22 protein-coding genes and 1 tRNA gene are annotated in these 23052 nt (G+C 73.4%); 13 read left to right on the top strand and 10 right to left on the bottom strand.

Going from position 1 to position 23052, the window contains the following annotated elements; all coding sequences use genetic code 11:
- Positions 1-44: 44 nt before the first annotated feature.
- Together ACFVSN_RS32350 and ACFVSN_RS32355 are read right to left on the bottom strand one after the other, a co-directional pair.
- Positions 45-923, bottom strand: a complete 879-nt coding sequence (locus tag ACFVSN_RS32350; protein ID WP_387957157.1) for a carbon-nitrogen hydrolase family protein — start codon at positions 921-923, stop codon at positions 45-47.
- Between the two features lie 35 nt (positions 924-958).
- Positions 959-1765, bottom strand: coding sequence for a phosphatase PAP2 family protein (locus tag ACFVSN_RS32355; RefSeq protein ID WP_387957159.1), 807 nt, complete (start codon positions 1763-1765; stop codon positions 959-961).
- A 391-nt stretch (positions 1766-2156) separates the two neighbouring features.
- On the opposite strand from ACFVSN_RS32355, the gene ACFVSN_RS32360 reads away from it, so the two are divergent.
- The gene (locus tag ACFVSN_RS32360) at positions 2157-3128 is read left to right on the top strand and encodes a sigma-70 family RNA polymerase sigma factor (protein ID WP_380443808.1); all 972 of its coding nucleotides are present in this window, start codon (positions 2157-2159) and stop codon (positions 3126-3128) included.
- Between the two features lie 180 nt (positions 3129-3308).
- Complete coding sequence (locus tag ACFVSN_RS32365; RefSeq protein ID WP_387957161.1) at positions 3309-3563, top strand: hypothetical protein; 255 nt, start codon at positions 3309-3311, stop codon at positions 3561-3563.
- A gap of 51 nt (positions 3564-3614) precedes the next feature.
- Here the strand turns inward: ACFVSN_RS32365 and mscL are convergent, their stop codons facing one another.
- The 5 genes from mscL to ACFVSN_RS32390 form a co-directional block, all read right to left on the bottom strand.
- The gene (gene mscL, locus ACFVSN_RS32370; RefSeq protein ID WP_380497980.1) at positions 3615-4034 is read right to left on the bottom strand and encodes a large conductance mechanosensitive channel protein MscL; all 420 of its coding nucleotides are present in this window, start codon (positions 4032-4034) and stop codon (positions 3615-3617) included.
- A gap of 30 nt (positions 4035-4064) precedes the next feature.
- The gene (locus ACFVSN_RS32375; RefSeq protein ID WP_387957163.1) at positions 4065-4337 is read right to left on the bottom strand and encodes a hypothetical protein; all 273 of its coding nucleotides are present in this window, start codon (positions 4335-4337) and stop codon (positions 4065-4067) included.
- 248 nt (positions 4338-4585) lie between these two features.
- The gene (locus ACFVSN_RS32380; protein WP_380443815.1) at positions 4586-4888 is read right to left on the bottom strand and encodes an FmdB family zinc ribbon protein; all 303 of its coding nucleotides are present in this window, start codon (positions 4886-4888) and stop codon (positions 4586-4588) included.
- A gap of 113 nt (positions 4889-5001) precedes the next feature.
- Positions 5002-6357, bottom strand: a complete 1356-nt coding sequence (locus tag ACFVSN_RS32385; protein ID WP_387957165.1) for an MFS transporter — start codon at positions 6355-6357, stop codon at positions 5002-5004.
- Positions 6358-6659: 302 nt separating this feature from the next.
- Positions 6660-8144, bottom strand: a complete 1485-nt coding sequence (locus tag ACFVSN_RS32390; RefSeq protein ID WP_387957168.1) for a potassium/proton antiporter — start codon at positions 8142-8144, stop codon at positions 6660-6662.
- A gap of 352 nt (positions 8145-8496) precedes the next feature.
- On the opposite strand from ACFVSN_RS32390, the gene ACFVSN_RS32395 reads away from it, so the two are divergent.
- The gene (locus tag ACFVSN_RS32395) at positions 8497-11217 is read left to right on the top strand and encodes a penicillin acylase family protein (protein ID WP_380501680.1); all 2721 of its coding nucleotides are present in this window, start codon (positions 8497-8499) and stop codon (positions 11215-11217) included.
- A 76-nt stretch (positions 11218-11293) separates the two neighbouring features.
- On the opposite strand, the gene ACFVSN_RS32400 is transcribed toward ACFVSN_RS32395, so the two are convergent.
- Positions 11294-11869 carry a 5-formyltetrahydrofolate cyclo-ligase gene (locus tag ACFVSN_RS32400; RefSeq protein WP_387957170.1) on the bottom strand — a complete coding sequence of 192 codons (576 nt, stop codon included), beginning with the start codon at positions 11867-11869 and terminating at the stop codon, positions 11294-11296.
- Between the two features lie 93 nt (positions 11870-11962).
- Here ACFVSN_RS32400 and ACFVSN_RS32405 point away from each other — a divergent pair, with 93 nt between their 5' ends.
- The 10 genes from ACFVSN_RS32405 to ACFVSN_RS32450 all read left to right on the top strand — a co-directional run bounded on the left by ACFVSN_RS32405 (position 11963) and on the right by ACFVSN_RS32450 (position 21582).
- A complete protein-coding gene (locus tag ACFVSN_RS32405; RefSeq protein WP_380443824.1) occupies positions 11963-12895 on the top strand; it encodes a GGDEF domain-containing protein in 933 nt (310 codons plus the stop codon).
- Positions 12896-12907: 12 nt separating this feature from the next.
- Positions 12908-13828 (top strand): UTP--glucose-1-phosphate uridylyltransferase GalU, encoded by a 921-nt coding sequence (gene galU / locus ACFVSN_RS32410; RefSeq protein ID WP_387957172.1) that lies wholly within the window; start codon positions 12908-12910, stop codon positions 13826-13828.
- Between the two features lie 25 nt (positions 13829-13853).
- Complete coding sequence (gene glp, locus ACFVSN_RS32415) at positions 13854-15197, top strand: gephyrin-like molybdotransferase Glp (protein WP_387957174.1); 1344 nt, start codon at positions 13854-13856, stop codon at positions 15195-15197.
- A 96-nt stretch (positions 15198-15293) separates the two neighbouring features.
- Positions 15294-15794 carry a cyclic pyranopterin monophosphate synthase MoaC gene (moaC, locus tag ACFVSN_RS32420; RefSeq protein ID WP_380443830.1) on the top strand — a complete coding sequence of 167 codons (501 nt, stop codon included), beginning with the start codon at positions 15294-15296 and terminating at the stop codon, positions 15792-15794.
- A 151-nt stretch (positions 15795-15945) separates the two neighbouring features.
- Positions 15946-16464 (top strand): molybdenum cofactor biosynthesis protein B, encoded by a 519-nt coding sequence (locus ACFVSN_RS32425; protein WP_380443832.1) that lies wholly within the window; start codon positions 15946-15948, stop codon positions 16462-16464.
- Positions 16461-17087, top strand: coding sequence for a GNAT family N-acetyltransferase (locus ACFVSN_RS32430; RefSeq protein WP_380443846.1), 627 nt, complete (start codon positions 16461-16463; stop codon positions 17085-17087). Before ACFVSN_RS32425 ends, ACFVSN_RS32430 begins: the two co-directional genes overlap by 4 nt.
- 150 nt (positions 17088-17237) lie before the next feature.
- The gene (locus ACFVSN_RS32435) at positions 17238-18248 is read left to right on the top strand and encodes a hypothetical protein (RefSeq protein WP_387957176.1); all 1011 of its coding nucleotides are present in this window, start codon (positions 17238-17240) and stop codon (positions 18246-18248) included.
- 81 nt (positions 18249-18329) lie between these two features.
- Positions 18330-18403, top strand: a tRNA-Ala gene (locus ACFVSN_RS32440).
- 345 nt (positions 18404-18748) lie between these two features.
- Positions 18749-19969, top strand: coding sequence for a glycosyltransferase 87 family protein (locus tag ACFVSN_RS32445; RefSeq protein ID WP_387595416.1), 1221 nt, complete (start codon positions 18749-18751; stop codon positions 19967-19969).
- 2 nt (positions 19970-19971) lie between these two features.
- Entirely contained in the window at positions 19972-21582 is a 1611-nt protein-coding gene (locus ACFVSN_RS32450; RefSeq protein ID WP_387957178.1) for a DUF2079 domain-containing protein, read from the top strand.
- A gap of 28 nt (positions 21583-21610) precedes the next feature.
- Here the strand turns inward: ACFVSN_RS32450 and ACFVSN_RS32455 are convergent, their stop codons facing one another.
- Complete coding sequence (locus ACFVSN_RS32455; RefSeq protein WP_387595410.1) at positions 21611-22042, bottom strand: universal stress protein; 432 nt, start codon at positions 22040-22042, stop codon at positions 21611-21613.
- Between the two features lie 127 nt (positions 22043-22169).
- Positions 22170-23051, bottom strand: coding sequence for a peptidase (locus ACFVSN_RS32460; RefSeq protein ID WP_387595407.1), 882 nt, complete (start codon positions 23049-23051; stop codon positions 22170-22172).
- Position 23052 lies beyond the last annotated feature (1 nt).

The raw sequence follows: 23052 nt of genomic DNA on the forward strand, positions 1-23052 counted from the left end.
GGCGTTCCCGGGCCGCTCGTGCGGCTCCCGCGGCTGAGGCGGGATCAGGCGAGGACGTGCCCGGCGCGGGCGGCGGGCGTGGGGTGGGCGGCCAGGTCGGCGAGCAGGGTCTCGGCCTCCCGGGCGCCGCGCAGGACGGCGGGGTCGAGGTCGGCGAGGACGATCTCGCGGCGGTCCTCGCCGGCCTCGGCGATCAGGCGGCCGTCCGGGCCCCAGACCGCGCTGCCGCCGCAGGTGTGCCAGCCGCCGGTGACGCCGATGTGGTTGGCGAGCACCGTGTAGAGGGTGTTGTCGAGCGTGCGGGCCGGGAACCAGGTGCGGGACTCGTGGTGGCCGTGCCCCGTGCTGAACAGGGCGCCGACCAGGTAGGCGTGGCAGCCGTCCAGCGCGGCGGAGCGGGCGTGCTCGGGGAAGCCGGAGTCGTAGCAGATGCCGAGACCGAGCCGCCAGCCGTCGAGCTCCAGGCTGCAACCGACCGTCCCCGGGCGGTAGTAGGACTGCTCGGTCTTGAAGAGGTGCTGCTTGTCGTAGCGGGTGACGACCGTGCCGTCCGGGCCGAACACGAAGGCGGAGACGAGCAGGTCCAGCCCGTCCTGGGCGGCGGCGCCGACCACGGCGGCGGTGCCGGTCTCGCGGCAGGCCTCGGCGATCGGCGCGAGACGCGGATCGCCGGGCTGGACGGCGCACTTGAGCGGATCGGCGCTGATCAGCCCGGGCTCGTAGCCGGCGAGGAACTTCTCCGCGAACAGCACCAGCCGGGCGCCGGCCGCGGCGGCCTCGCGGATGAGCCCGGCGGCGGTGGCCGCGTTGGCGGGGATGTCGCCCGCGACGGCCTGGTCCTGGACGGTGGCGATCCGCAACGGACGCTCGGGGTAACGGGCGTGGGCGGCGGACTCGTGGGGGGCTTCCTGGATACGGGACATGCCCGCCACGCTAGTGCCGTGGCCCTGGACGGCGGTCAGAGGGCGGCCCCGTCGGGGTGGTCGGCGCCGTCGGCCGGACGGTCGCCGCGGGCGGGCCGGAAGGAGGGCGCGATGACACGCTGAACCCTGGGCCTGGTCCGCCAGTTGACCCGCCGGATGTCGCGGGCCAGGGCGCCCGGGCGCCAGAGCTCGACCGCCGCGGTGACGGCGCCCAGTACGAAGCCGGCCGCCAGCCAGCCGGCCAGCACGTCGCTCGGCCAGTGCACGCCGAGCGCGATCCTGGTCCAGCCGACGGTCAGTACGGCCGCGGTCGCCACCGCGCAGGCGGCGATCCGCCCGGAGCGTCCGGCCCGGGGCCAGAACAGCCCGACCAGCACCGCGCAGGTGATCGCGGAGGCCATCGCGTGCCCGGAGGGGAAGGCCGGCCCGCCCGCGTGCGAGACCGGGTCGGTGAAGGACGGCCGCTGGCGGCCGAAGGCGAGCTTCAGCGCCCACTGGGCGCCCCACCCGACCAGGGCCTGCGCGACGGCCCACCCGGCGAGCACCCGGGCGCCGATCAGCCAGAGCCAGCAGGCCGCGATGGCCAGCAGGACACGCATCGTGACCGTGCCGCCGATGTCGGAGAGGGTCTGCACCGCGGCCGTCCAGGCCCGGTGCCCACGGGCGTAGGAGTGCGTCTCCGCGATCCAGCCGTGGTCGAACCGGTAGAGGGGTTGCCAGTGGCGGGTCACCAGGACGGCCAGCAGGCCGAACAGCAGGGCGCAGCCCACCGCCAGCGCCGTGCCCCGAAGGGCCCGGCGGTGACGCACAGTGGCGGCAGTCGCGCTGTTGGTCAGGTGCATGCCTGACACCTTCCCAGCGTCCTGTGCTGATCGGGCGCCCAGGTGATAGCGATTCCGCATCTTTTGTGCGGAGGATCTGCGTGCGCAGGGGTGCGGGAGCGGGTGGAGAGTGGGGCGTGCGGGAACGAGCGGGGCGCCCGGGGGGTTCTCCGGATATCCGCTCCGAAATGGTCGCGTCGCGCGCACCCGACGCGCCCGGCCGGTCACCCTGCGTTCAGAACCGGGGTGAAAACCGGCAGGATACTGCATCGCGGGGAAGAATCTGAGTAACTTGGGAATGTTGTCCGGAATCTGTTCGTTGGATCGTTACGTGTGAGCCCCCCGGGGCCCGCATTCTTGCCCTCTCGGGGCAGGCAGGCATTCCTCGGCAACACCAGCAAAGGGAGCAAGCATGGCCACCCGTGCCGTCGTTCGCGACAGGGCCGACCGGACTCGCGCGGCCCGCCCGACCAACCTTGAGGCCGACCGTGACCTGGTCGGCATGTACCTCGACGAGATCGCCAGGACGCCCCTGCTCGATGCCGCCGAGGAGGTCGAGCTCTCGCTGCGGATCGAGGCCGGTGTGTACGCCCAGCACCTGCTGGAGGAGGGCGGGCTCCCCGAGGGCGCCACGCGTGAGGAGCTGGAGGCGATAGCCGACGACGCCGAGCGCGCCAAGGACGTCTTCATCCGTTCCAACCTCCGGCTCGTGGTGGCGGTCGCCCGCCGGTACCCGCGCAGCGGCCTCCCGCTGCTGGACCTCATCCAGGAGGGCAACGCGGGCCTCGTGCGGGCCGTCGAGAAGTTCGACTACGCCAAGGGTTTCAAGTTCTCCACCTACGCGACCTGGTGGATCCGGCAGGCGATCACCCGCTCGATCGCCGACCAGTCCCGCACCATCCGGCTGCCCGTGCACCTGGTCGAGGAGCTGGGGCGGATCCGGCGGGTGCAGCGCGAGAAGTCCAAGGAGCTGGGCCGCGAGGCCGAGCCGGCCGAGATCGCGGCCGAGCTGGACACCACCGAGGCCCGGATCAAGGACGTGCTGGACTGGGCGCGCGACCCGGTCAGCCTGAACATGTCGGTCGACGACGAGGGCGAGACCCAGTTCGGCGACCTGGTCGAGGACACCGGGGCGACGTCCCCCGAGGACGCCGTGATGGTCATGCTCCGCCGCGAGGAGCTGGACGACCTGATCGGACGGCTGGACGACCGCACGGCCTCGATCATCCGCTCCCGCTACGGGATGGAGGACGGCCGCGAGCGCACCCTCACCGAGGTGGGCAAGCAGCACGGCCTCACCCGGGAGCGGATCCGGCAGATCGAGAAGCACGCGCTGGCCGAGCTGAAGAAGATCGCCGACCACGCCGGCTTCGAGGCGGCGTAAGGCGTAAGGCGTAAGGGGAGTTAGGGCGTACGGGGAAAGGGACGTGAGGGGATCGGGGAGCGGGGACCGAGCCCTGGACCGGGCCCGGGTGCGGAGCGCTCCGCACCCGGGCCCGCGGTCCGTCTCGGGCTCTTAGGCTGGAGGGGCAGGACGACCGGGTCGAGCAGCGGGGTGAACAGGGTGAGCGAGCAGGGACAGGGCCAGGCAGGTGGCCGGGCGCAGGAGCAGGAGGCGCCGGATCAGCCGGAGCAGGCCGCGCGGGAGCGCGAGGCGAAGGAGCAGGCGCGGGCGAAGGCGCGCCTCGTCTTCGGGGACCCGCTGGACCGGCACTCCCGGGACGACACCGACTCCGGCTGGGGCGACCGCCCCGGGGCCGGGAGCGGGCGGGGGCTGGACTGGTACCTGAGCCAGCGCCCGCCGCACCACGGCGACTGAGCGGGACGAGGAACGAGGGACGAGGGCAGGACGGGACGGGACGGGCCGCGCTCAGCGCAGCGGGGCGACCAGTGCGTCGCGGATCTCGGTGAGCAGCTGGACCTCCTTGGCCTCGGCCTCCGCCACCTCCTCGGCGAGGGACTTGCGCCGGGCGGCCATGCGGTTCATGGGAATGATCAGGACGAAGTAGACGACGGCGGCGGTGATCAGGAACTGGAGCACGGCGCTGAGCACCGAGCCCCAGAGGATGAGGATCCCGGACACGACCTCGCCGGTGGGGGCCACCTCGCAGGGCCCCTTGAGGCAGGAACTGTAGGACGCGAGGTCCTTCGTCCCGAATACACCGACGATCGGGTTGATGACGCCCTTGACGAAGGCGTTGACGATGTTGGTGAAGGCCGCGCCGATGACGACGGCGACGGCGAGCTCGACGACATTTCCACGCAGCAGGAATTCCTTGAAGCCCTTCATGCCGCCTCGAACGACGAAGTCGTCGGCCGGTTACGGGTGATCATCCGAAGCCCAGGATTGACAACCCGCCTGGCCCAGCGCGCCACCGGACGGCGGCGGCAGCCCGGCCCGTGCGGGCCCGAACGCGAGCGCCGCGGCCACCGCGAGCAGCACCAACGCCGGCACCCCGGCCCGCCGCCGGACGGCGCGCCACCAGCGGTGCCGTCCGCCGGCCCCGCGCCGGATCGGCCGGAAGCTCGGCACGGCCCGTCGGGGCGGAACGGCGGGTGCGGGCAGCGGGACGGCGTGGCTGAGGGCGTTCATCGGGAACCACCTCCGGGGTCGGTCGGTCTCTGGTGACCCCACGATGAGCGTCCGCCGCGAAAGCCGGAAGATGTTATCCGCAGCCTGTGGAAAACCCCGGCCCTGTGGACGATTCCGTACACCCGTACGAGCTGGCCGGGCCCGTGAACGTTGACGCGCCCGGCGATGAGGGAGCTGCCCCGAGAACGGCGGAAGGCCCGCCGCCACCGCGTGGAGCGGGGCAGCGGGCCTTCCGGTGCGTGCTGGGGTCAGCCGGCGGCCGGAGCCGGGGAGGACGAGCCCGAGGTGGACGACGCCGGGGTCGAGGACGACCCGGACGACGAGGACGTCGTCGACGAGCCCGACGACGAGGAGCTCACCGAGCTGCTCGACGAGGAGCGGCTGTCGGTCCGGTAGAAGCCCGAGCCCTTGAAGACCACGCCCACGGCCGAGAAGACCTTGCGCAGCTTCCCCTGGCAGTCGGGGCAGGTGGTCAGCGCGTCGTCGGTGAACTTCTGCACCGCCTCCAGGCCGTTGCCGCACTCGGTGCACTGGTACTGGTACGTGGGCACTTGTCTTCCTCCTGGCACTCGCGCCTGATGAGTGCTAACGATGGTCAATGATGCGGTATTCCGCTGGATGAGTCCAGCGACTCCGGTGTGACATGGGCCCGGTCGGGCCGCCGTCAGCCCTTGGCGGCGCCCACCAGCTGCGGCTCGGCGGCGGCCGGGACGGTGCCGGCGCCGGATCCGGCGACCACCGTGCTCGCCCCGCCCGACGGCGCCAGCAGGTGCCGCAGCGAGACCAGCGCGGCCAGGCCCAGCCCGGCGCCGACGGCCGGCACCAGGAACCCGGCCGACGGCCCGTGGCTGTCGATCAGCCCCCCGGCCACCATCGAGCCGACCGCCAGGCCGAGGCCGATGGCGCCGGTCAGCCAGGTGAAGGCCTCGGTCTTGGCGCCGTCCGCGACCAGCGTCTCGACCAGGGTGTAGCCGCTGATCAGGGTCGGCGCGATGGCGAGGCCGCAGACCAGTCCGGCGATCGAGAGGGTGACCAGGTTGGGCATCGCCCACAGCGTCGAGCAGCCCAGCACCAGCAGGGTGTAGCTGGTGATCATGCGCTGCTGCACCGCGCGCCGCCAGGCGATCACGCCGTAGAGCACGCCGGCCACCATCGAGCCGCCGGCGAAGATGCCGTACACGGTGCCGGCCGCGGCGTGCTGCCCGACCGAGTCGGCGAAGGCGTTGACCGAGACCTGCATGCCGCCGAACACGGCGCCGACGCCGAGGATGGCGCCGGCCAGCAGCCGGACGCCGGGCGAGGCGAGCGCGGAGACGCGCTGCGCCCCGGGCCGCGGCACGATCCGGGCCGGCGCGGTGCGGCGCTGGGCGGCGAAGGCCAGGCCGCCGACGAAGGTGAGCGCGGCCTCCGTGATCAGGCTCGCGGAGGGGCTGACCGAGGTGGCGATCTTGGCGGCCAGGATCGGGCCGACGACGAAGGTGAGCTCGTCCGTGACGGACTCGAACGCGAACGCGGTGCCGACCTTGGCGGCGGAGGAGGCGGAGGCGCCCTCGGCACCGAGCTTGGCCACCCAGCGGGCGCGGACCATCGCGCCGATCTGCGGCACGCTGGCCCCGGCCGGGACGGCGGCCAGGCACAGGCTCCAGGCCGGCGCGTGGCCGTTCGCGAGGACGATCAGCGCGGCGACCGAGGCGGCGTGCACGAAGACGGTCGGGACGAGGACGGTGGCCTGCCCGTACCGGTCGGCGAGCCGGCCGGTCTGCGGGCCGATCAGGGCCTGGGCGACGGCGGCGACCGCCGTGACGGTGCCGGCCGTGCCCCACGAGCCGCCGGTGCCCGTGACGAGCATCAGGATGCCCATGCCGAGCATGGCGTAGGGCAGCCGCGCGACGAACGCGGGTGCCAGGAACGTCCAGGCACCCGGGGTGCGCAGCAGCGCGCCGTACCCGACGCGCGCGGGTGCGGCGTCCGGGGCGGTGGGGGTGTTCGTGGCGTCGTCGACCGTTCGGCGGGCCGTCACGGTCGTCCTTCCTGCTGCCTGGTAGCGCGGCAAGGGCATGGGGTGGCCCCGACGGCGCCGAGAGTCGTCCTCTCGTGCGTCGACCGGGGTAGATACCGGGCCGCTCCGGCGTGGTTGCCGAGAGCCGGGCCGCAGCCGCCGAGCGGTCGCGCCAACTCTGCATCAGGCAGATGCTGGGTTGGTCAAAAAGCGGTGTTCTTCCACCATACAGTTACGCGCGTAGATAGCGCTAGGCCCCAACGGATCCAAGCCGGAACGGGCTTCCAGGCCCCGAAAGGCCCGGTACGCCACTACTGTACGGCTCACTTCCCGTACAGCCACCCCGCGAGCTTGCCGCCCTTGTCCACGGCCCGCAGCCGCTTCTCCGCCGCCTCGCCGACCTCGTCCGTCGTGACGACGAGCAGCTCGTCGCCGCCGCGCAGCACCGTCGCCCGGTCCGGCACGAAGGAGCTCCCCTCCCGGACGACCAGGGTGACCGCCGCCCCCTTGGGCAGCCGCAGCTCGCCGACCTCCACGCCGGACATCCGGGACTCGGGGGAGAGCGCGACGGACAGCAGGTGGCCGTGCAGCTTCTCCAGCGGCGCGGACTCGATGTCGAGGTCCTGGCCCATCGCGCCCTCGCCGATCTTCAGCTGCCTGGCCACCCAGGGCAGGGTCGGGCCCTGGAGCAGGGTGAAGACGACGACCAGGATGAAGACGATGTTGAAGACGTCCTCGGCCTTGTGCGCGCCCGAGACCACCGGGATGGTGGCGAGCACGATGGGCACCGCCCCGCGCAGCCCGGCCCAGCTCAGCAGGGCCTGCTCCTTGCCGGGCACCCGGAACGGCGTCAGCGTGAGCACCACCGACAGCGGCCGCGCGAGGAAGACCAGCACCCCGCCGATGACGAGCGCCGGGATCACCGCGTCGCCCATCGTCTCGGGCGTGCACAGCAGGCCGAGCAGGACGAACATCCCGATCTGCCCGATCCAGGCCAGGCCGTCCGCGAAGCCGCGCACCGCCGGGCCGTGCGGCAGCTTGGCGTTGCCGAGGATCACGGCGCTGATGTAGACGGCGAGGAAGCCGGAGCCGTGCAGCAGCGCGCCGCCCGCGTAGGCGAGCACGGTCAGCGCCATGACGGCGATCGGGTAGAGGCCGGAGGACGGCAGGGCGACGTGCTTGATCCCGAACGCGCCGAGCTTGCCGACCGCGAGGCCGATCACCGCGCCGATCGCGAGCTCGGCGGCGATCGTGCCGAGCAGGACGTACCAGGAGTCCAGCTCGCCGGTGGTGGCGAAGGCGACGACCAGGATGACGACGGGCGCGTCGTTGAATCCGGACTCGGCCTCCAGCAGGCCGGTGAGCCGGTGCGGCAGCGGGACCATCCGCAGGACGGAGAAGACGGCCGCGGCGTCGGTGGAGGAGACGATCGCGCCGAGCAGCATCGAGGTGCGCCAGTCCAGGCCGACCAGCCAGTGCGCGCCGGCGGCGGTGACGAACACGCTCACCCCGACGCCGACGGTGGCGAGCACGGTGGCCGCCGGCATCACCGGCTTGACCTCTCTCCAGCTGGTCTTCAGGCCGCCCTCGGCGAGGATCACCACGAGGGCCGCGTAGCCGATCACCTGGGTGAGCTCGGCGTTGTTGAAGGTGACGCCGATGCCGTTCTGGCCGAGGGCGATGCCGATCCCGAGGTAGATGAGGAGGCTGGGTAGCCCTGATCGGGTCGATATCCGCACGGCGACCACCGCGACCAGGAGGATCACGGAGAACTCGAGAAGCAGCTGGTTCAGGTGGTCGACGTTCACGCAGGGGCACCTCGTGCAGGCATGGGGGCGGGCGGGGTGTCTCTCGGTGGTGCTGGTGTCTCTCGGTGGTGCTGGTGGTGCTGGAGTCTCTCGGTGATGCAGGTGATGCGGGTAGTGCTGGTGGTACCGGGGTGAGCCGCGGACCCGTTAAGAAGCCGTCAATACTCCTCTTGCGGATCGTTACTCATTCTAACATTTTGCCATATCTTTAGTTGGGCTCCTCACACAGGCCCCGTTCCGGGCCGTCCCCGTGCACGCCGTCCCATGGACTCGGCCTAATGTGGTGCCCTGTCACGGCCGCAGGCCCTGGACACGCCCGCCCGCCCCGAAGTCGAGGACCGCAAGGACCCAGATGCCCCGCTCCAAGAAGTTCCGGCGCGCCCGTCTGATCGTGATCGTGCTGGTCGTGCTGCTGGTGGCCGGCGTCGGCTACGGCGGTTACCGGGGGGTCGCCGCGGTCCGCGCGTCCTTCCCGACGGTCGACGGCACCGTGAAGATCGCGGGCCTGAGCGCGCCGGTCGACGTCAAGCGCGACGCCAACGGCATCCCGCAGATCTACGCCGACACCTCCGAGGACCTCTACCGCGCCCAGGGCTACGTCCAGGCGCAGGACCGCTTCTGGGAGATGGACGTCCGTCGGCACATCACCGCCGGCCGCCTCTCCGAGATGTTCGGCGACTCCCAGGTCGACACCGACTCCTTCATCCGCACCATGGGCTGGCGCCAGGTGGCGCAGAAGGAGTTCGACACCAAGCTCTCGCCGGAGACCAAGAAGTACCTCCAGGCGTACTCGGACGGCGTCAACGCCTGGCTGGCCGAGCACCCGGGCGGGGAGAAGGCCTCGCTGGAGTACGCGATGCTCGGCGCCGTCAACAGCGGCTACAAGCCCGAGCAGTGGAGCCCGGTCGACTCGGTGGCCTGGCTCAAGGCGATGGCCTGGAACCTCTCCGGGAACCTCCAGGAGGAGATCGACCGCTCGCTGCTGTCCCAGGACTTCACCCCGGACAAGATCGCCGAGCTGTACCCGGACTACCCGTACGCCCGCAACGGCACGATCGTGAAGACCGGCACGGTCTCGGGCGACACCTACCGCCCGGCCGACGGCTCCACCGCGCCGGGCGCCGGCAACCCCGCGGCCCCCACCGCGCAGGGCGCGGCCACCACCAAGGCGCTCCTGCAGGGCCTCACCGACCGGGTCGACGCGATGCCGCAGCTGCTCGGCCGCCCGGGCCAGGGCATCGGTTCCAACTCCTGGGTGGTGGCCGGCTCGCACACCACGACCGGCCAGCCGCTGATGGCCAACGACCCGCACCTCGGCCCCGGCCTGCCCTCGGTCTGGTACCAGACGGGCCTGCACTGCCGCACCGTTTCGCCGACCTGCCAGTTCGACGTCACCGGCTTCACCTTCGCGGGCATGCCCGGCGTGGTGATCGGCCACAACAAGGACGTCGCCTGGGGCTTCACCAACCTGGGCGCCGACGTCACCGACCTGTACCTGGAGAAGGTCACCGGCCCGGACACCTACCAGGTGGACGGCAAGGACGTGAAGTTCGACCTCCGCAAGGAGACCATCAAGGTCGCCGGCGGCGAGGACCGCACCATCACCGTCCGCACCACCCAGACCGGCGCCCCGCTCATCTCCGACCAGAGCACCGAGCAGCAGAACGTCGGCAAGTACGCCCCGAACGGCAGCGCCGCCCCCGACCGCGGCACCGGCGGCTACGGCGTCGCCCTGCAGTGGACGGCGCTGAACCCCGGCAAGACGATGGACGCCGTCTTCGAGCTGGACAAGGCGAAGAACTGGGACGACTTCCGCAACGCCGCCAAGGACTTCGCCGTCCCCGCGCAGAACCTGATCTACGCCGACGCGAAGAACATCGGCTACCAGGCCCCGGGTGACATCCCGGTCCGCGGCAAGGGCGACGGCACGCTCCCGGCCCCGGGCTGGGATTCCGCCTACCAGTGGAAGGGCTCGATCCCCTTCGCGGCCCTGCCGTACAGCTTCAACCCGTCCGCCGGCTACATCGTCACCGCCAACCAGGCCGTGGTCGACCCGACGTACAAGTACGGCCTCACCAAGGACTGGGAGTACGGCACCCGGGCCAAGGAGATCACCGACCAGATCGACGGCCTGCTCAAGAACAACGGCAAGATCTCGCCGGACGACATGCAGACCCTGCAGCTGGACAACACCAGCGTCATGGCCAAGACCCTCGTCCCGCTGCTGCTCAAGCAGCAGATCGACGACCCGTACGTGCGCGAGGCCCAGGACCTCCTGAAGGACTGGAACTACCACCAGGACGCCGACTCGGCCGCCGCCGCGTACTACAACGCGGTCTGGCGCCAGCTGCTCACCCTCGCGTTCGGCCAGAAGTTCCCGGCCGACATCCGCGCCAAGGGCAACTGCCTGCTGGTCCGCCAGCAGGACGACCCGACCAAGCCGGACAGCTCCAGCAAGATCGTCACCGAGTGCGGCACCCGCGACCCGGACAAGGCCCAGCCCGACGGCGGCGACCGCTGGACCGAGGTCGTGCGCCAGCAGCTGAGCAAGCCCGACAGCACCTGGTGGACGTACATCGACTCGCAGCACAAGGAGCAGAAGGGCCTGGACAACCTGCTCCAGGAGGCGATGAAGAACGCCCGCCAGGAGCTGACCTCGCTGCTCAGCAAGGACGTCTCCAGCTGGAGCTGGGGCCGCCTGCACAAGCTGACGCTGCGCGAGCAGACCCTCGGCACCGACGACTCGTCGATCGCCTCCGGCGTCGTCCACAAGCTGCTCAACCGCGGCCCGTACCGCCTCTCCGGCAGCTCGGCGGCGGTCGACGCAGCGGGCTGGAACGCGGCGGCCGGCTACCAGGTGGACTGGATCCCGTCGATGCGCATGGTCGTCGACCTGAGCGACTTCGACTCCTCGCGCTGGGTCAACGTCGGCGGCGCCTCCGGCCACGCCTTCCACGAGAACTACAACGACCAGACCGACCTCTGGCTCAAGGGCAAGCTGCTGACCTGGGCCTACACGCCGGACGCGGTCGAGAAGGCGACCAAGCACAAACTGGTCCTGACCAACGGCTGACGCCCGGAGCACCGGTGGCCCCGCTCGAACGCGAGCGGGGCCACCGCCGTCTCCGGGCCCGCCGCGCGGTCCGGGATCACCCGAGCGGGTGGCGCCCCGACGGCGTGACCGCCACGTCCACCGGACGGTCGTGCGGCTCGGCCGGCACCTCTGCCAGCAGCTCGTGCTCGTACAGCAGCACCGCCAGCACCGGCCGCGCCCCGGCCCGCTCCAGCCGGGCCAGCACGCGGTCGTAGCTGCCGCCGCCACGGCCCAGCCGCAGCCCGCGCCGGTCCACCGCCAGCCCCGGCAGCAGCACCACCGACGCCCCCACGACGGCCTCCGGCCCCAGCCGCGGCCCGACCGGCTCCAGCAGCCCGCGCCCGGCCGGGGCCAGCGCGTCCACGCCCTCGTACACCGCCCAGTCCAGGTCGTTGTCGGCCAGCAGGACGGGCAGCAGCACCCGCACGCCCCGCGCCCGCAGTCCGTCCAGCAGCGGCCCCGTCCCCGGCTCGGCGCCGACCGAGACGTACGCGGCGACCGTGGCCCCCGGCGCGGCCAGCCCCCCGGCGTGCACGGCCAGCGCGTGCGCCGCCTCCGTGCGCTGTTCCCCGCTGAGTGCCCGGCGATCGGCCAGCAGCCGTGTCCTCAGCCCGCTCTTCTCGTTGTGCATGGGATCTCCCCTGCTCTGCTCCGAGGTCCTCTGAACCCCGCCATGGCCCCCGCCACCGACGGGCCGAGCCTGACACGCGAAAGGGCGCCCCGATTGCCCACCCCGCTGCTGGTCCACGCCCTGGCCGCGCTGAGCGTCCCCGCGCTGGCCGGCACCACCGTGCTCGGCCTGCGGCTGCGCCGGGCGCACGGCGAGGCCGCCGACCGGGAGGCGCTGCTGCACGAGCGGGTCGCCGAGCTGGAGGGCCGCTGCGCCGAACTGGAGCGCACCGCCTCCTGCGACCCGCTCACCGGCGTGTGGAACTACCGGCACCTCCAGCTCACCCTGGACCGCGAGATCGAGCGCGCCCGCCGCGCCGAGCAGTCCGACCAGCACGAGGGGCCGCGCCCGCTGGCCGTGCTGCTCCTGGAGATCGCCGGCTTCGACGCGATCGTCACCGAGCACGGGCGCGCGCGGGCCGGCGCCATACTGCGCGACCTCGCCCAGCGCCTGGCGATGGAGATCCGCCGGTCCGACACCCTCGGCCGCTACAGCGGCGAGGAGTTCCTGGTGATCCTGCCGGACACCGGCGCCGAGGGCGCCGCCCAGGTCGCCGAGCGGCTGGTCTGGTCGGTGCGCCGGCACCTGCTGCTCGACTGGTCCTCCGGCCCCCGCGAGCCCCGCCCGGCGGGCGGAAACGGCCTCACCGCCGCCGTCGGCGTCGCCGTGCTCCCCGAGGACGGCACCCACGCGGCCGTCCTGCTCCGGGCCGCCGACCGGGCGCTCGCCGGGGCCCGCGCGGCGGGCGGCGACTGCTGGCGCGGCAGCCTGCCGGCCGGGCACCGCGCGCCCGTCACTTCCGGTACGGAGGGCGGTCCGACTGCCGAACGTGACCGTTCGGAAAAGCCGGGTAGTCTGTCGCCCTGTGCCGGCGGGGACCCCCTCTCCCAGCCGGTCATTTCCCAGACGCCTGCCACCGCGGCCGGCCCCGGCGACGGGCTTCCCCAGCCGCCCGACCGCGCCCGGACGGCTGAAAACGTGCCTTAGTAAGGTTTGCGCATGACGACGACCAACACTCGAATTCCGGTAACCAAGGCCGTGGTACCCGCGGCCGGACTGGGCACCCGCTTCCTCCCGGCCACCAAGGCCACGCCGAAGGAGATGCTGCCCGTCGTCGACAAGCCGGCCATCCAGTACGTCGTCGAGGAGGCCGCCGCCGCGGGGCTGTCCGACATACTGATGGTCACGGGCCGCAACAAGCGCGCCCTGGAGGACCACTTCGACCGCGCCTACGAGCTGGAGGAGCTCCTCGCCCGCAAGGGTGACGAGGACCGCCTGCGCCGCGTCCGCGAGTCCGTCGAACTGGCGAACATGCACTACGTCCGCCAGGGCGACCCGAAGGGCCTCGGCCACGCCGTCTCGGTCGCCGAGCAGCACGTCGCCGGCCAGCCCTTCGCCGTCCTCCTCGGCGACGACCTGATCGACCCCCGCGACCCGCTGCTGGCCCGCATGATCGAGGTCCAGCAGGAGCTCGGCGGCTCGGTCGTCGCCCTCATGGAGGTCGACCCCTCCCAGATCCACCTGTACGGCTGCGCCGCCGTCAAGGCGAACGGCTTCGGCGAGGACATCTTCCAGGTGACCGACCTGGTCGAGAAGCCCGACACCGCCGACGCCCCGTCGAACTACGCCGTCATCGGCCGCTACGTCCTCGACCCCTCGGTCTTCGACGTGCTGCGCGAGACCCCGCCCGGCCGCGGCGGCGAGATCCAGCTCACCGACGCCCTGCGCGAGCTGACCACCCGCGACGCGGAGTCCGGCGGCCAGGTGCACGGCGTGCTCTTCAAGGGCCGCCGCTACGACACCGGCGACCGCGCCGACTACCTGCGCGCTATCGTCCGACTGGCCTCCGAGCGCGAGGACCTGGGCCCGGAGTTCCGCTCCTGGCTGCGGGAGTTCGTCGCCACCGAGCTGCAGGACTGACACACCGACCGAGAGCGAGCCGCCGATGACCGGGTCCGAGCACAGCCACAGCGCCGCCGCAGCCTGCTGCGACGCCACCGCGGACCCGGTGCCGGCGGCTCCTCGCCTGTGGACGGTCGACGAGCACCTCGCCGACGTCCTCGCCGCCGTCACCCCGCTGCCGGCCATCGAACTCGGCCTGCTCGACGCCCGCGGCTGCCGGCTCGACGAGGACGTGCTCGCGGACGGCGACCTGCCGCCGTTCGACAACAGCTCGATGGACGGGTACGCCGTGCGCACCGCCGACACCGTCCGCGCCACCGCCGAGTACCCCTCGGTGCTCGCCGTGGTCGGCGACATCGCGGCCGGCGCCGGCGAACTGCCCCGGGTCGGACCGGGCCAGGCCGCCCGGATCATGACCGGCGCCCCCGTCCCGCCCGGCGCGGAGGCCGTCGCCCCGGTCGAGTGGACCGACGGCGGCACCGGCACCGGCGTGGCGGCCGACGCGATGACCGCGGCCGTCGAGGACGAGGAGGTCCGGGTCCTGCGCCCGGTCGCCGAAGGCGCCCACATCCGCCGCCGCGGCAGCGACGTCGCGGCCGGCTCGCGCGTCCTGGAGGCCGGCACCCGACTCGGCCCCACCCAGCTCGGCCTGCTCGCCGCGATCGGCCGGGCCACCGTGAAGGTCCGCCCGCGTCCCCGGGTGGTCGTGCTGTCCACCGGCAGCGAGTTGGTCCAGCCCGGCGAGCCCGTCGGCCCCGGCCAGATCTCCGACTCCAACAGCTTCGCCCTCACCGCCGCGGCCCAGGACGCCGGCGCCATCGCCTACCGGGTCGGCGGGGTCCCGGACGACGCCGCCCGGCTGCGCGCCGTCCTGGAGGACCAGCTCGGCCGCGCCGACCTCATCGTCACCAGCGGCGGCGTCAGCGTCGGCGCGTACGACGTGGTCAAGGAGGTCTTCGAGTCCTACGGCGGCGTCGACTTCCGGCGGCTGCGGATGCAGCCCGGCAAGCCGCAGGGCTTCGGGCGGATCGGCGCCTTTGCGGGCTCGGCCGGCGTGCCGCTGCTCGCCCTGCCCGGCAACCCGGTCAGCGCCTACATCTCCTTCGAGCTGTTCGTCCGCCCGGTCATCCGCACCATGCTCGGCGCCCCGGACGTGCACCGCCCGGTGGTCCGCGCGCTCTGCCCGGCGGCGCTGCGCTCCCCGGCCGGGCGGCGGCAGTTCCTGCGCGGCCGGTACGCGCCGGACGGCACGGTCGAGCCGGTCGGCGGGGCCGAGTCCCACCTGGTCGGCGCGCTGGCCCGGGCGAACTGCCTGATCACCGTCCCCGAGGACGTCACGGAGCTGCCCGCGGGCAGCTCCGTGGACGTGGTCCTGCTCGACTCCTGAGGCCCGTCCCGTCCCGTGACCCGGCCCCTCCCACGCGGCGGGGCGGGGGAGCTGTACGGTAGCGCGGTATTCGATCTGCGCGCCCCTGGAGCCCCCGTGACCACACCTCCCCCCGGCGACCGCCTCACCCACGTCGACGACCAGGGCGCGGCCCGGATGGTCGACGTCTCCGAGAAGGCCACCACCGCGCGCACCGCCGTCGCGGCCGGCCGGGTCAGGGTCTCCCCGAAAGTGGTCGAACTGCTGCGCGGCGAGGGCGTGCCCAAGGGCGACGCCCTCGCGGTCGCGCGCATCGCCGGGATCATGGGCGCCAAGCGGACGCCCGACCTGATCCCGCTCTGCCACCCGATCGCCGTCTCCGGCGTGAAGGTCGACCTCGCCGTCGCCGACGACGCGGTCGAGATCACCGCCACCGTGAAGACCGCCGACCGCACCGGCGTCGAGATGGAGGCCCTGACCTCCGTGACGGTCGCCGCGCTGACCGTCATCGACATGGTCAAGGCGGTGGACAAGGGCGCCGCCATCGAGTTCGTCCGGGTGCTCAGCAAGACCGGCGGCAAGAGCGGCGACTGGTTCGCCCCGGGGGTGGGCGCGTGAGCGAGCGGAGCGAGCTCACCATCGGGAGGTGCGCGTTTCGCGAAGCGGCCGCCGAGCGAAGCGAGGAGGGGCGCATGAGCGAGCGGAGCGAGCTCACCATCGAGAGGTGCGGGTTGCCTGAAGGGCCTGCCGAGCGAAGCGAGGTGGGCGCATGAAGGCGTCGGCAGGGAAGGCGCTGGCCGTCACCGTCTCCAACCGCGCCTCGGCCGGTGTCTACGCGGACAAGGGCGGCCCGCTGCTGGTCGCCGGGCTGACCGCGATGGGCTTCACCGCCGACGGCCCGCGCGTCGTGCCGGACGGCGAGCCCGTCGAGGCGGCCCTGCGGGAGGCCGTCGCGGCCGGCTACGACGTCGTGCTGACCACCGGCGGCACCGGCATCTCGCCGATGGACCTCACCCCCGAGATGACCGCCCGGGTCATCGACCGGCAGGTCCCCGGCATCGCCGAGGCGATCCGCGCGCACGGCCGCGACAAGGTGCCGACCTCGGCGCTCTCCCGCGGGCTGGCCGGTCTCGCCGGACGTACGCTGATCGTCAACCTGCCGGGATCGACCGGCGGCGTCCGGGACGGCCTCGCCGTGCTGGAGCCGCTGCTCGCCCACGCCGTCGACCAGCTCGGCGGAGGGGACCACCCCCGGCCCGACGACGCGGCACCCGGGAGAGCGCACTGAACGCCGGCTGGCCGGTAGAGCTCCACGAGGGGGAGGTCGCGCTGCGCCCGATCAGGGTGCGCGACCAGCGCGACTGGCAGGAGGTCAGCCGCCGCAACCGGGACTGGCTGCGGCGCTGGGAGGCCACCGTGCCGCCCGGCCCGGCCGGCCAGGCGGCCGGGCCGCGCCCGACCTTCCGGCAGATGGTCCGCTTCCTGCGCGGGGAGGCCTCGGCCGGGCGGATGCTGCCCTTCGTCGTACTCCACGAGGGCCGGCTGGTCGGCCAGCTGACCGTCGGCGGAATCACCTGGGGCTCGATGTGCTCGGCCAACGTCGGCTACTGGGTCGACGAGGCAGTGGCCGGCCGCGGCATCATGCCCACCGCCGTGGCGCTTTCGGTCAACCACTGTTTCCGCAACCTCGGGCTGCACCGGATCGAGGTCTGCATCCGCCCGGAGAACACCCCGAGCCGCCGGGTGGTGGAAAAGCTCGGGTTCCGTCCGGAGGGAATGCGCCCGCGCTATCTCCACATCGACGGCGACTGGCGCGACCACCTCGTGTACGCGCTGACGGCCGAGGAGGTCCCCGAGGGGATGCTGGAACGCTGGCGGGCGCTCAGTTCGGCTGCGGGCCGCGATAATTGAATGTATGTTCGAATCAAATATCGATATGGCATCGACGTGGAGACGGACGGTCACAAATGCCGTCAAAATAGTCGGAGAATCAGCTTGATCACACGACACGCCGCGTCAAATTGCTGTCGGGCCTTCCCCGTCGCCCGTACGGTGTGAATCGTGAGCAGTAGCGGCCTTATCTACGCCGTCATCGTAGGGGCCTGGGCCGCCTATCTGGTGCCCATGTGGCTTCGCAGGCAGGACGAACTCAACGAGGCGCGCCCGACGGAACGCTTCAGCACCGCCATCCGCCTGCTGGCCGGGCGTTCGGCGCTGGAGCGGCGGGCGGCCCGGTCCCTGGGCGACGAACCGCGTGACGACGAGCAGAGCAGCGACGGCCCTCCCGCACGGGACGAGGCCGTCTCCGGCGACCCCGCGGACCGGGAGCCCGAGCCCCCGGCGGAGCGGCCCGAGCGCCCCGGGCGGCCGGCCCCGGTCCCCGCGCCGCCGGGCGGGGCGGAGCGCCGGGCGCGCCTGCTGGCCCGCCGGCGCCGGATGGTCACCGCCCTCTTCCTGGCCTTCGCGCTCGGCGCGGTGGTCGCGGCGGTGGCCGGACTGGCCTTCCTGTGGGTGCCGGCCGTCCCGGCGGTCCTCCTGACCCTCTACATCGGTCACCTGCGCAAGCTGGAGCGCCAGCGCTACGAGGTGAAGCTCGACCGGGTCCGGGCCGCGCAGGCCGCCGAGCGGCTGCGCAAGCGCGAGCAGCAGCGCGCCGAGGCCCGGGCGGCCGACGAGGTGCAGACCGCGGTCGTCGCCCCGCCGGAGCCGTCGGCCCCGGCCGAGCCGCGGGTCGCCCGCCGTCCGCACCTGCGGCTGGCCCCGGGGCCCGAGGAGGTCCGGGGTGCGGCGTCGTCGGCCTCGGCGCTCGTGGAGGCGACGGAGCACGACGAGTGGGTCGACGGCATGCGCGAGCGCGGCGCGGCCGGCCCGGACTCCTGGGAGCCGGTGCCCGTCCCGCTGCCGACGTACGTGACGGCGCCGGTCGCCCCGCGGGTCTCCCGCGGCCTGGACCTGACGGCCCCGGGGACGTGGACCGCCGGGCGTCCGACGGAGTCGCGCAACACCCCGCTCTTCGACCAGTACGCCGAGCCGCCGGCCCCCGAGACCCGCCCGCGCGCCGCCAACGAGTGAGCGGCCGCGGGCCCCGGCCGGCAGCGGGATCGGGGGGTGGTCACGGACCCCCTCCGAAAGGTGCTAAAGTTTCTTCTCGTTGGGGCTGTGGCGCAGTCCGGTAGCGCACCTCGTTCGCATCGAGGGGGTCAGGGGTTCGAATCCCCTCAGCTCCACCCAACAAGGGCCCCGCCCGGTCGACAAGACCGGGCGGGGTTCCTGCTTTGTGGCGGCGTTCGCGTCAACTGCCCGCGGGGGCGGGTGTCCTGGCGGTCGGTCCGGTCCCGCCGCCGGCCTGTGAAGAAGGTCACACGACGCCGCTCCCGCCGGTTCCGGAGCCACGGTCGGCCCTCAGGGGGGTCGGTTATGGTGGGTTGGCCCAGACGGCGACGAGGGAACGATCTGGTCTATCTCAACGGGGTGCCATCGCGGTGCGCGAGTTCGGTCTGACACGGTGGGCACGACGGACGGACGCGGAGGACCGCGGCACCACTCCAGCCCCCGGAGGACCGGCTCCGAGCGTGGTCGTCGCGGGCTGCCTCGCGGCGCTCTCCCTGGCGGCGTACGTCGTCGTGCGCCACTTCCACGGCCAGACGATGGTCGACATGCTCGTCTACCGGGCCGAGGGCGCGGCCGTCGTGCACGGCCAGGACCTGTACGCGATGCGGCTGCCCGGCTGGGACCTGCCCGCCACGTACCCGCCGTTCGCCGCGATGCTGTTCGTGCCGAGCACCTGGTTCGACGTGAGCACGCTGCGCGTCCTGGTGCAGCTGCTCAACCTCGGCCTGCTGGCGCTCGCCGCCCACCTCTCCTTCCGCCTGGTCGGCCGGCCGGCCGCGCGGCACCGCACCGCCGCCGTGCTCCTCGCGACCGGGTTCGGCGTCTGGCTGGAGCCGGTCTTCACCACGTTCCAGTACGGGCAGGTCAACCTCGGCATCCTGTGCCTGGTCCTGTGGGACCTGACCCGCCCGGACCGCAGCCGCGCCAAGGGCGTGGGCATCGGCCTGGCCACCGCCATCAAGATCACCCCCGGCCTGTTCGCGGTCTACCTGCTGCTGACCGGCCGGATCAGGGCCGCGCTGGTCTCCGGGGGCACCTTCCTGGCGGCCGGACTGGTCGGCTGGCTCGTGCTGCCCGACGCGACCTTCGGGTTCTGGACGAAGTACCTGTGGGACCCGAGCCGGGTCGGGGTCACCGTCATCGCCGACAACCAGTCGCTGCGCGGCGCCGTCTGCCGACTGCTCAGCAGCAACGAGCCCGGCCTCGCCGGACTGGCCGCGTGCGCGGCCGTCGGCATCCTCGGCCTCGGCGTGGCCGTCCTGGCCGGGCGCTCGCGCTCGCTGCGGCGCGCCGACGCGTGGGGCGCCCTGTGCACCGCGTTCACGGCGCTCCTGGTGTCGCCGATCAGCTGGACCCACCACTGGGTGTGGTGCATCCCGCTGCTCGCCCTGCTGGCCGTGGAGGCCAGGACCACCGGGCGCAAGGTCCTGCTCGGGGTGGCGCTGGCGGTGTTCCTCTCGCACGCGATGTGGACCGTGCCGCACCGCTGGGGGCTCGGCGTCGCCTGGTACTGGCAGCTGCCGTCCTCGGTCTACGCGCCGTTCGGCATGGCCCTGCTGGTCGTCGTGGCGCTGCGGCTGTACCGCCTGCGCGGCGGCCCGGGCGAGCTCGGAGCCGAGGCCGACGAGGTGCTCCGCCGCGCCGAGCTCGGCGCGGACGCGGCCCTGACGAAGCAGGCGTGACCATGGCCGTCGACACCCGCTCCGCGACACCCGCCCCCGCCCGGCTGCCCGGCGCCGCCGTGCGCTCGGTGCTGGCCGGCAGCCCGGCCCGGCGCACCGTGCTGCTCGGCGTCCTGTGCTTCGCCGTCATGTGCGCCATCGGGCTGCAGGGCTGGACCTCGGTCGCGCTCGGCGGCTTCGACCTCGGGATCTTCGACCAGGGCATCCGCGGCTACGCCCACTTCGGGCTGCCCGTCTCGACGCTGAAGAGCTACCACCACGAGTTCCCGCCGGGCTTCTCGCTCCTCGGCGACCACTTCTCGCCGGTCCTCGCGCTGCTCGCGCCGCTGTACTGGATCTGGGACGACCCGCGCTCGCTGATCCTCGGGCAGGCCCTGCTCTTCGCGTCCGGCGTGCCGCTGATCCGGCGGATCGCCGTCCACGCCTTCGCGTACACCGCCCCGGCCACCGCCCGGCGCGCCGCCGACCTGGCGGGCCTCGTCTACGCCCTCGGGTGGCCGCTGCTGGTCGCCTCCCGGGTGGGCTTCCACGAGGTGGCCTTCGCCGTGCCGCTGACCCTGCTGATGCTGGAACGCGGCCTGGCCCGCAAGTACTGGACGGTGGCCCTGGCCGCCGTCCTGCTGTGCTGCACCAAGGAAGACCTCGGCCTGATGGTGGCCGCGTACGGACTGGTCCTGCTGCTGCGCCTGCGCGGCTCCGGGGACCGCGCCGGCCGGTACACCGGCATCGGGCTGCTGGTGGGCGGACCGCTCGCCTCGGCCGTCGCGATCAAGTGGCTGATCCCGGCGATGGGCGGCGAGCCGGGCTACTACTGGAACTACGGCTCGATCGGCAGCGACGCCGGGGACGCCCTGTACAACCTGCTGGGCAACCCGTTCCTGCTGGTCCAGGCCGCCTTCGACCAGCCGCTCAAGCCGCTGCTGCTGCTCTGGCTCTTCGGCACGATGTTCCTGCTGCCGCTGCGCTCGGCGACCGTCCTGTGCGCGGTGCCGCTGCTGGCCGAGCGGATCCTCTCCAGCAACCCCAACCACTGGTCGATCGCCCGCCACTACGACTCCATGCTGTGGCCGATCCTGCTCACCGCGGCCGTCGAGGTGACCGGCCGGCTGATGGCCGAGGAGCGCACGGCACGCCGCGGCCGCCTCCTGGGCCTGGCCGCGGCGGGCTGCGCGCTGGTCGCCGCCGTGCCGCTCGGGCTCGCGCAGCTGGCCGTGCCGTCCTCCTGGCAGCCCAAGACGAGCGAGGCGGCGCTCGTCCGGGCGGCCGCGCTCGTCCCCGACGGCGCGTCGGTGGAGGCGGACAACCAGATCGCGCCGCGGCTCACCGCCCGGGCGGACGTGGTGCTGGTGGACGGCACCCCGCGCGGGCGCGAGTACGTGCTCACGCGGTCGGACAAGCGCTCGTTCCCGTTCGAGACGGACAAGCAGCAGGCCGAGCGGATCCAGCTGCTGCTGGCCCACGGGTACCGGCAGGTCTGGGCCGAGGACGGCGTGGTGCTGCTGCACCGGGAGGGCACCGAGCCGATCCCGGGCGAGCACGTGCCGGGCGGGGACAGCAAGCCCGTCCAGGACAAGGTGCCGTCGGACGTGGGGCACAACCTCTTCCGGGGCTGACTTCCGGGACCTCTTCCGGGGCTGACACTCAGGCCCGGACGACCACGACCGGGCACCCCGCGTGGTGGAGGCAGTACAGGGAGACGGTGCCGAGCAGGGCCCCCGGCGGGGCGCGGCGGCCCCGGCTGCCGACGACCAGGGCGGCGGCCCCCTCGGCGGCGGCCACCAGGGTGGGGCCGGGCGCTCCGGCGGCGAGGTGGCGGCGGACGGCGAGCCCTTCGGGGCAGGCGGCCAGCGTCTCGTCGAGGATCTCGGCGGCGCGGCGCTCGGGCCCGAAGCCGTCCAGGGCGGGCGGGACGAACCCGTGCTCGCCGTACAGGCAGGGGAAGTCCCAGACGGTCACGGCCTCCAGCGGGGCGCCGCTCAGGTCGGCCAGGCGGGCCGCCCAGCGGACGGCGGCGCGGGAGGCCGGGGAGCCGTCCACGCCGACCACGATCCTGCCGTCGAGCTGCCGGGCCATGCATCGAGCGTAGGGCCCGTCGTCGGACTCCCGCCTGCCGTGCGGGCGGAAGCCCGACGACGGGCCCTGAGACGCCCGAGGGCCGGCCGGAACTCCGTCCCGGCCGGCCCTCGGGCGCGCAAGCGCGTCAGGGGCGCTGGGTGTCCGTGTACGCGCCGTGCTGGTGGGCGCCGGCCTGGGCCGGCACCGAGCCGTAGCGGCCCGGGCGGCGACCGCGCGGGTGGCGGGTCAGGTGGAAGCCGAGGACGCCCGCGACGGCGGCCAGGGCGCCGCCGCCGATCGTCCAGTACCAGCGGCTGTTCCAGCCGGAGAACCAGCCGGTGTACCAGTGGTCCGCCGCCTTCACCGGGGCCGCCGCCTTGGCGGTGCTCGCGCCGCCGCCGGCCGGCGGGACGAGCGGCGCCTTGAGCTCGCCCCCCTCGGGCTGGGCGTTGTCGGCGTCGCCCTTGGCAGCGGTGTGCAGCTGGACGGAGGCGGCGAGGCCGAGGTCCTGCTGCGCGACGTCGGTGGCCGCGAGCTTCACGTAGTACGTGCCGGGCAGCGGGTCGCCGGACCACGGCTCGGCCCAGGTGCGGACCTCGCGCAGGGTGCAGCTCAGGGCGAGCGAGGCGGTGTTCTCGTCGCCCGTGGCGTTCTGGGTGCCGGCGGTGCAGGCCTGGCGGCGGCGCAGCCCGTCGAAGACCTCGACGGCCCAGGTCTGCGGGCCGTGTCCGTGCCGGTCGGCGGCGGGGGCCAGGTTGACGGTCACGGAGACCGTCGGGGTCTGGCCCTCGGCGGCCCCGAACGCCCAGTACAGGTAGTCGCCGGTGGAGGCGGCGACGTTGGCGTCCTGGCCGGGGGAGAGGTTGACGGCGGTCAGGAAGGAGGTGCCGGCCTTGGTCGCCGGGGCCGCGGTGCCGCTCGCGCTCGGCGCGGGGGTCGGCGAGGCGGCGGAGGCCGCCGGGGCGGCCAGCGCGAGGGCGGGCAGCAGGGCGGAGGCGGCGAGCAGGCCGCGAAGAGTCCTACGCATG

Source organism: Kitasatospora sp. NPDC057904, assembly GCF_042887925.1.
Taxonomy (GTDB): domain Bacteria; phylum Actinomycetota; class Actinomycetes; order Streptomycetales; family Streptomycetaceae; genus Kitasatospora.

Coding starts and splice junctions, on each gene's coding strand:
- ACFVSN_RS32350 (WP_387957157.1), bottom strand. CDS start 923: ATGTCCCGTATCCAGGAAGCCCCCCACGAGTCCGCCGCCCACGCCCGT.
- ACFVSN_RS32355 (WP_387957159.1), bottom strand. CDS start 1,765: ATGCACCTGACCAACAGCGCGACTGCCGCCACTGTGCGTCACCGCCGG.
- ACFVSN_RS32360 (WP_380443808.1), top strand. CDS start 2,157: ATGGCCACCCGTGCCGTCGTTCGCGACAGGGCCGACCGGACTCGCGCG.
- mscL (WP_380497980.1), bottom strand. CDS start 4,034: ATGAAGGGCTTCAAGGAATTCCTGCTGCGTGGAAATGTCGTCGAGCTC.
- ACFVSN_RS32375 (WP_387957163.1), bottom strand. CDS start 4,337: ATGAACGCCCTCAGCCACGCCGTCCCGCTGCCCGCACCCGCCGTTCCG.
- ACFVSN_RS32395 (WP_380501680.1), top strand. CDS start 8,497: ATGCCCCGCTCCAAGAAGTTCCGGCGCGCCCGTCTGATCGTGATCGTG.
- ACFVSN_RS32400 (WP_387957170.1), bottom strand. CDS start 11,869: ATGCACAACGAGAAGAGCGGGCTGAGGACACGGCTGCTGGCCGATCGC.
- galU (WP_387957172.1), top strand. CDS start 12,908: ATGACGACGACCAACACTCGAATTCCGGTAACCAAGGCCGTGGTACCC.
- glp (WP_387957174.1), top strand. CDS start 13,854: ATGACCGGGTCCGAGCACAGCCACAGCGCCGCCGCAGCCTGCTGCGAC.
- ACFVSN_RS32425 (WP_380443832.1), top strand. CDS start 15,946: ATGAAGGCGTCGGCAGGGAAGGCGCTGGCCGTCACCGTCTCCAACCGC.
- ACFVSN_RS32450 (WP_387957178.1), top strand. CDS start 19,972: ATGGCCGTCGACACCCGCTCCGCGACACCCGCCCCCGCCCGGCTGCCC.
- ACFVSN_RS32455 (WP_387595410.1), bottom strand. CDS start 22,042: ATGGCCCGGCAGCTCGACGGCAGGATCGTGGTCGGCGTGGACGGCTCC.
- ACFVSN_RS32460 (WP_387595407.1), bottom strand. CDS start 23,051: ATGCGTAGGACTCTTCGCGGCCTGCTCGCCGCCTCCGCCCTGCTGCCC.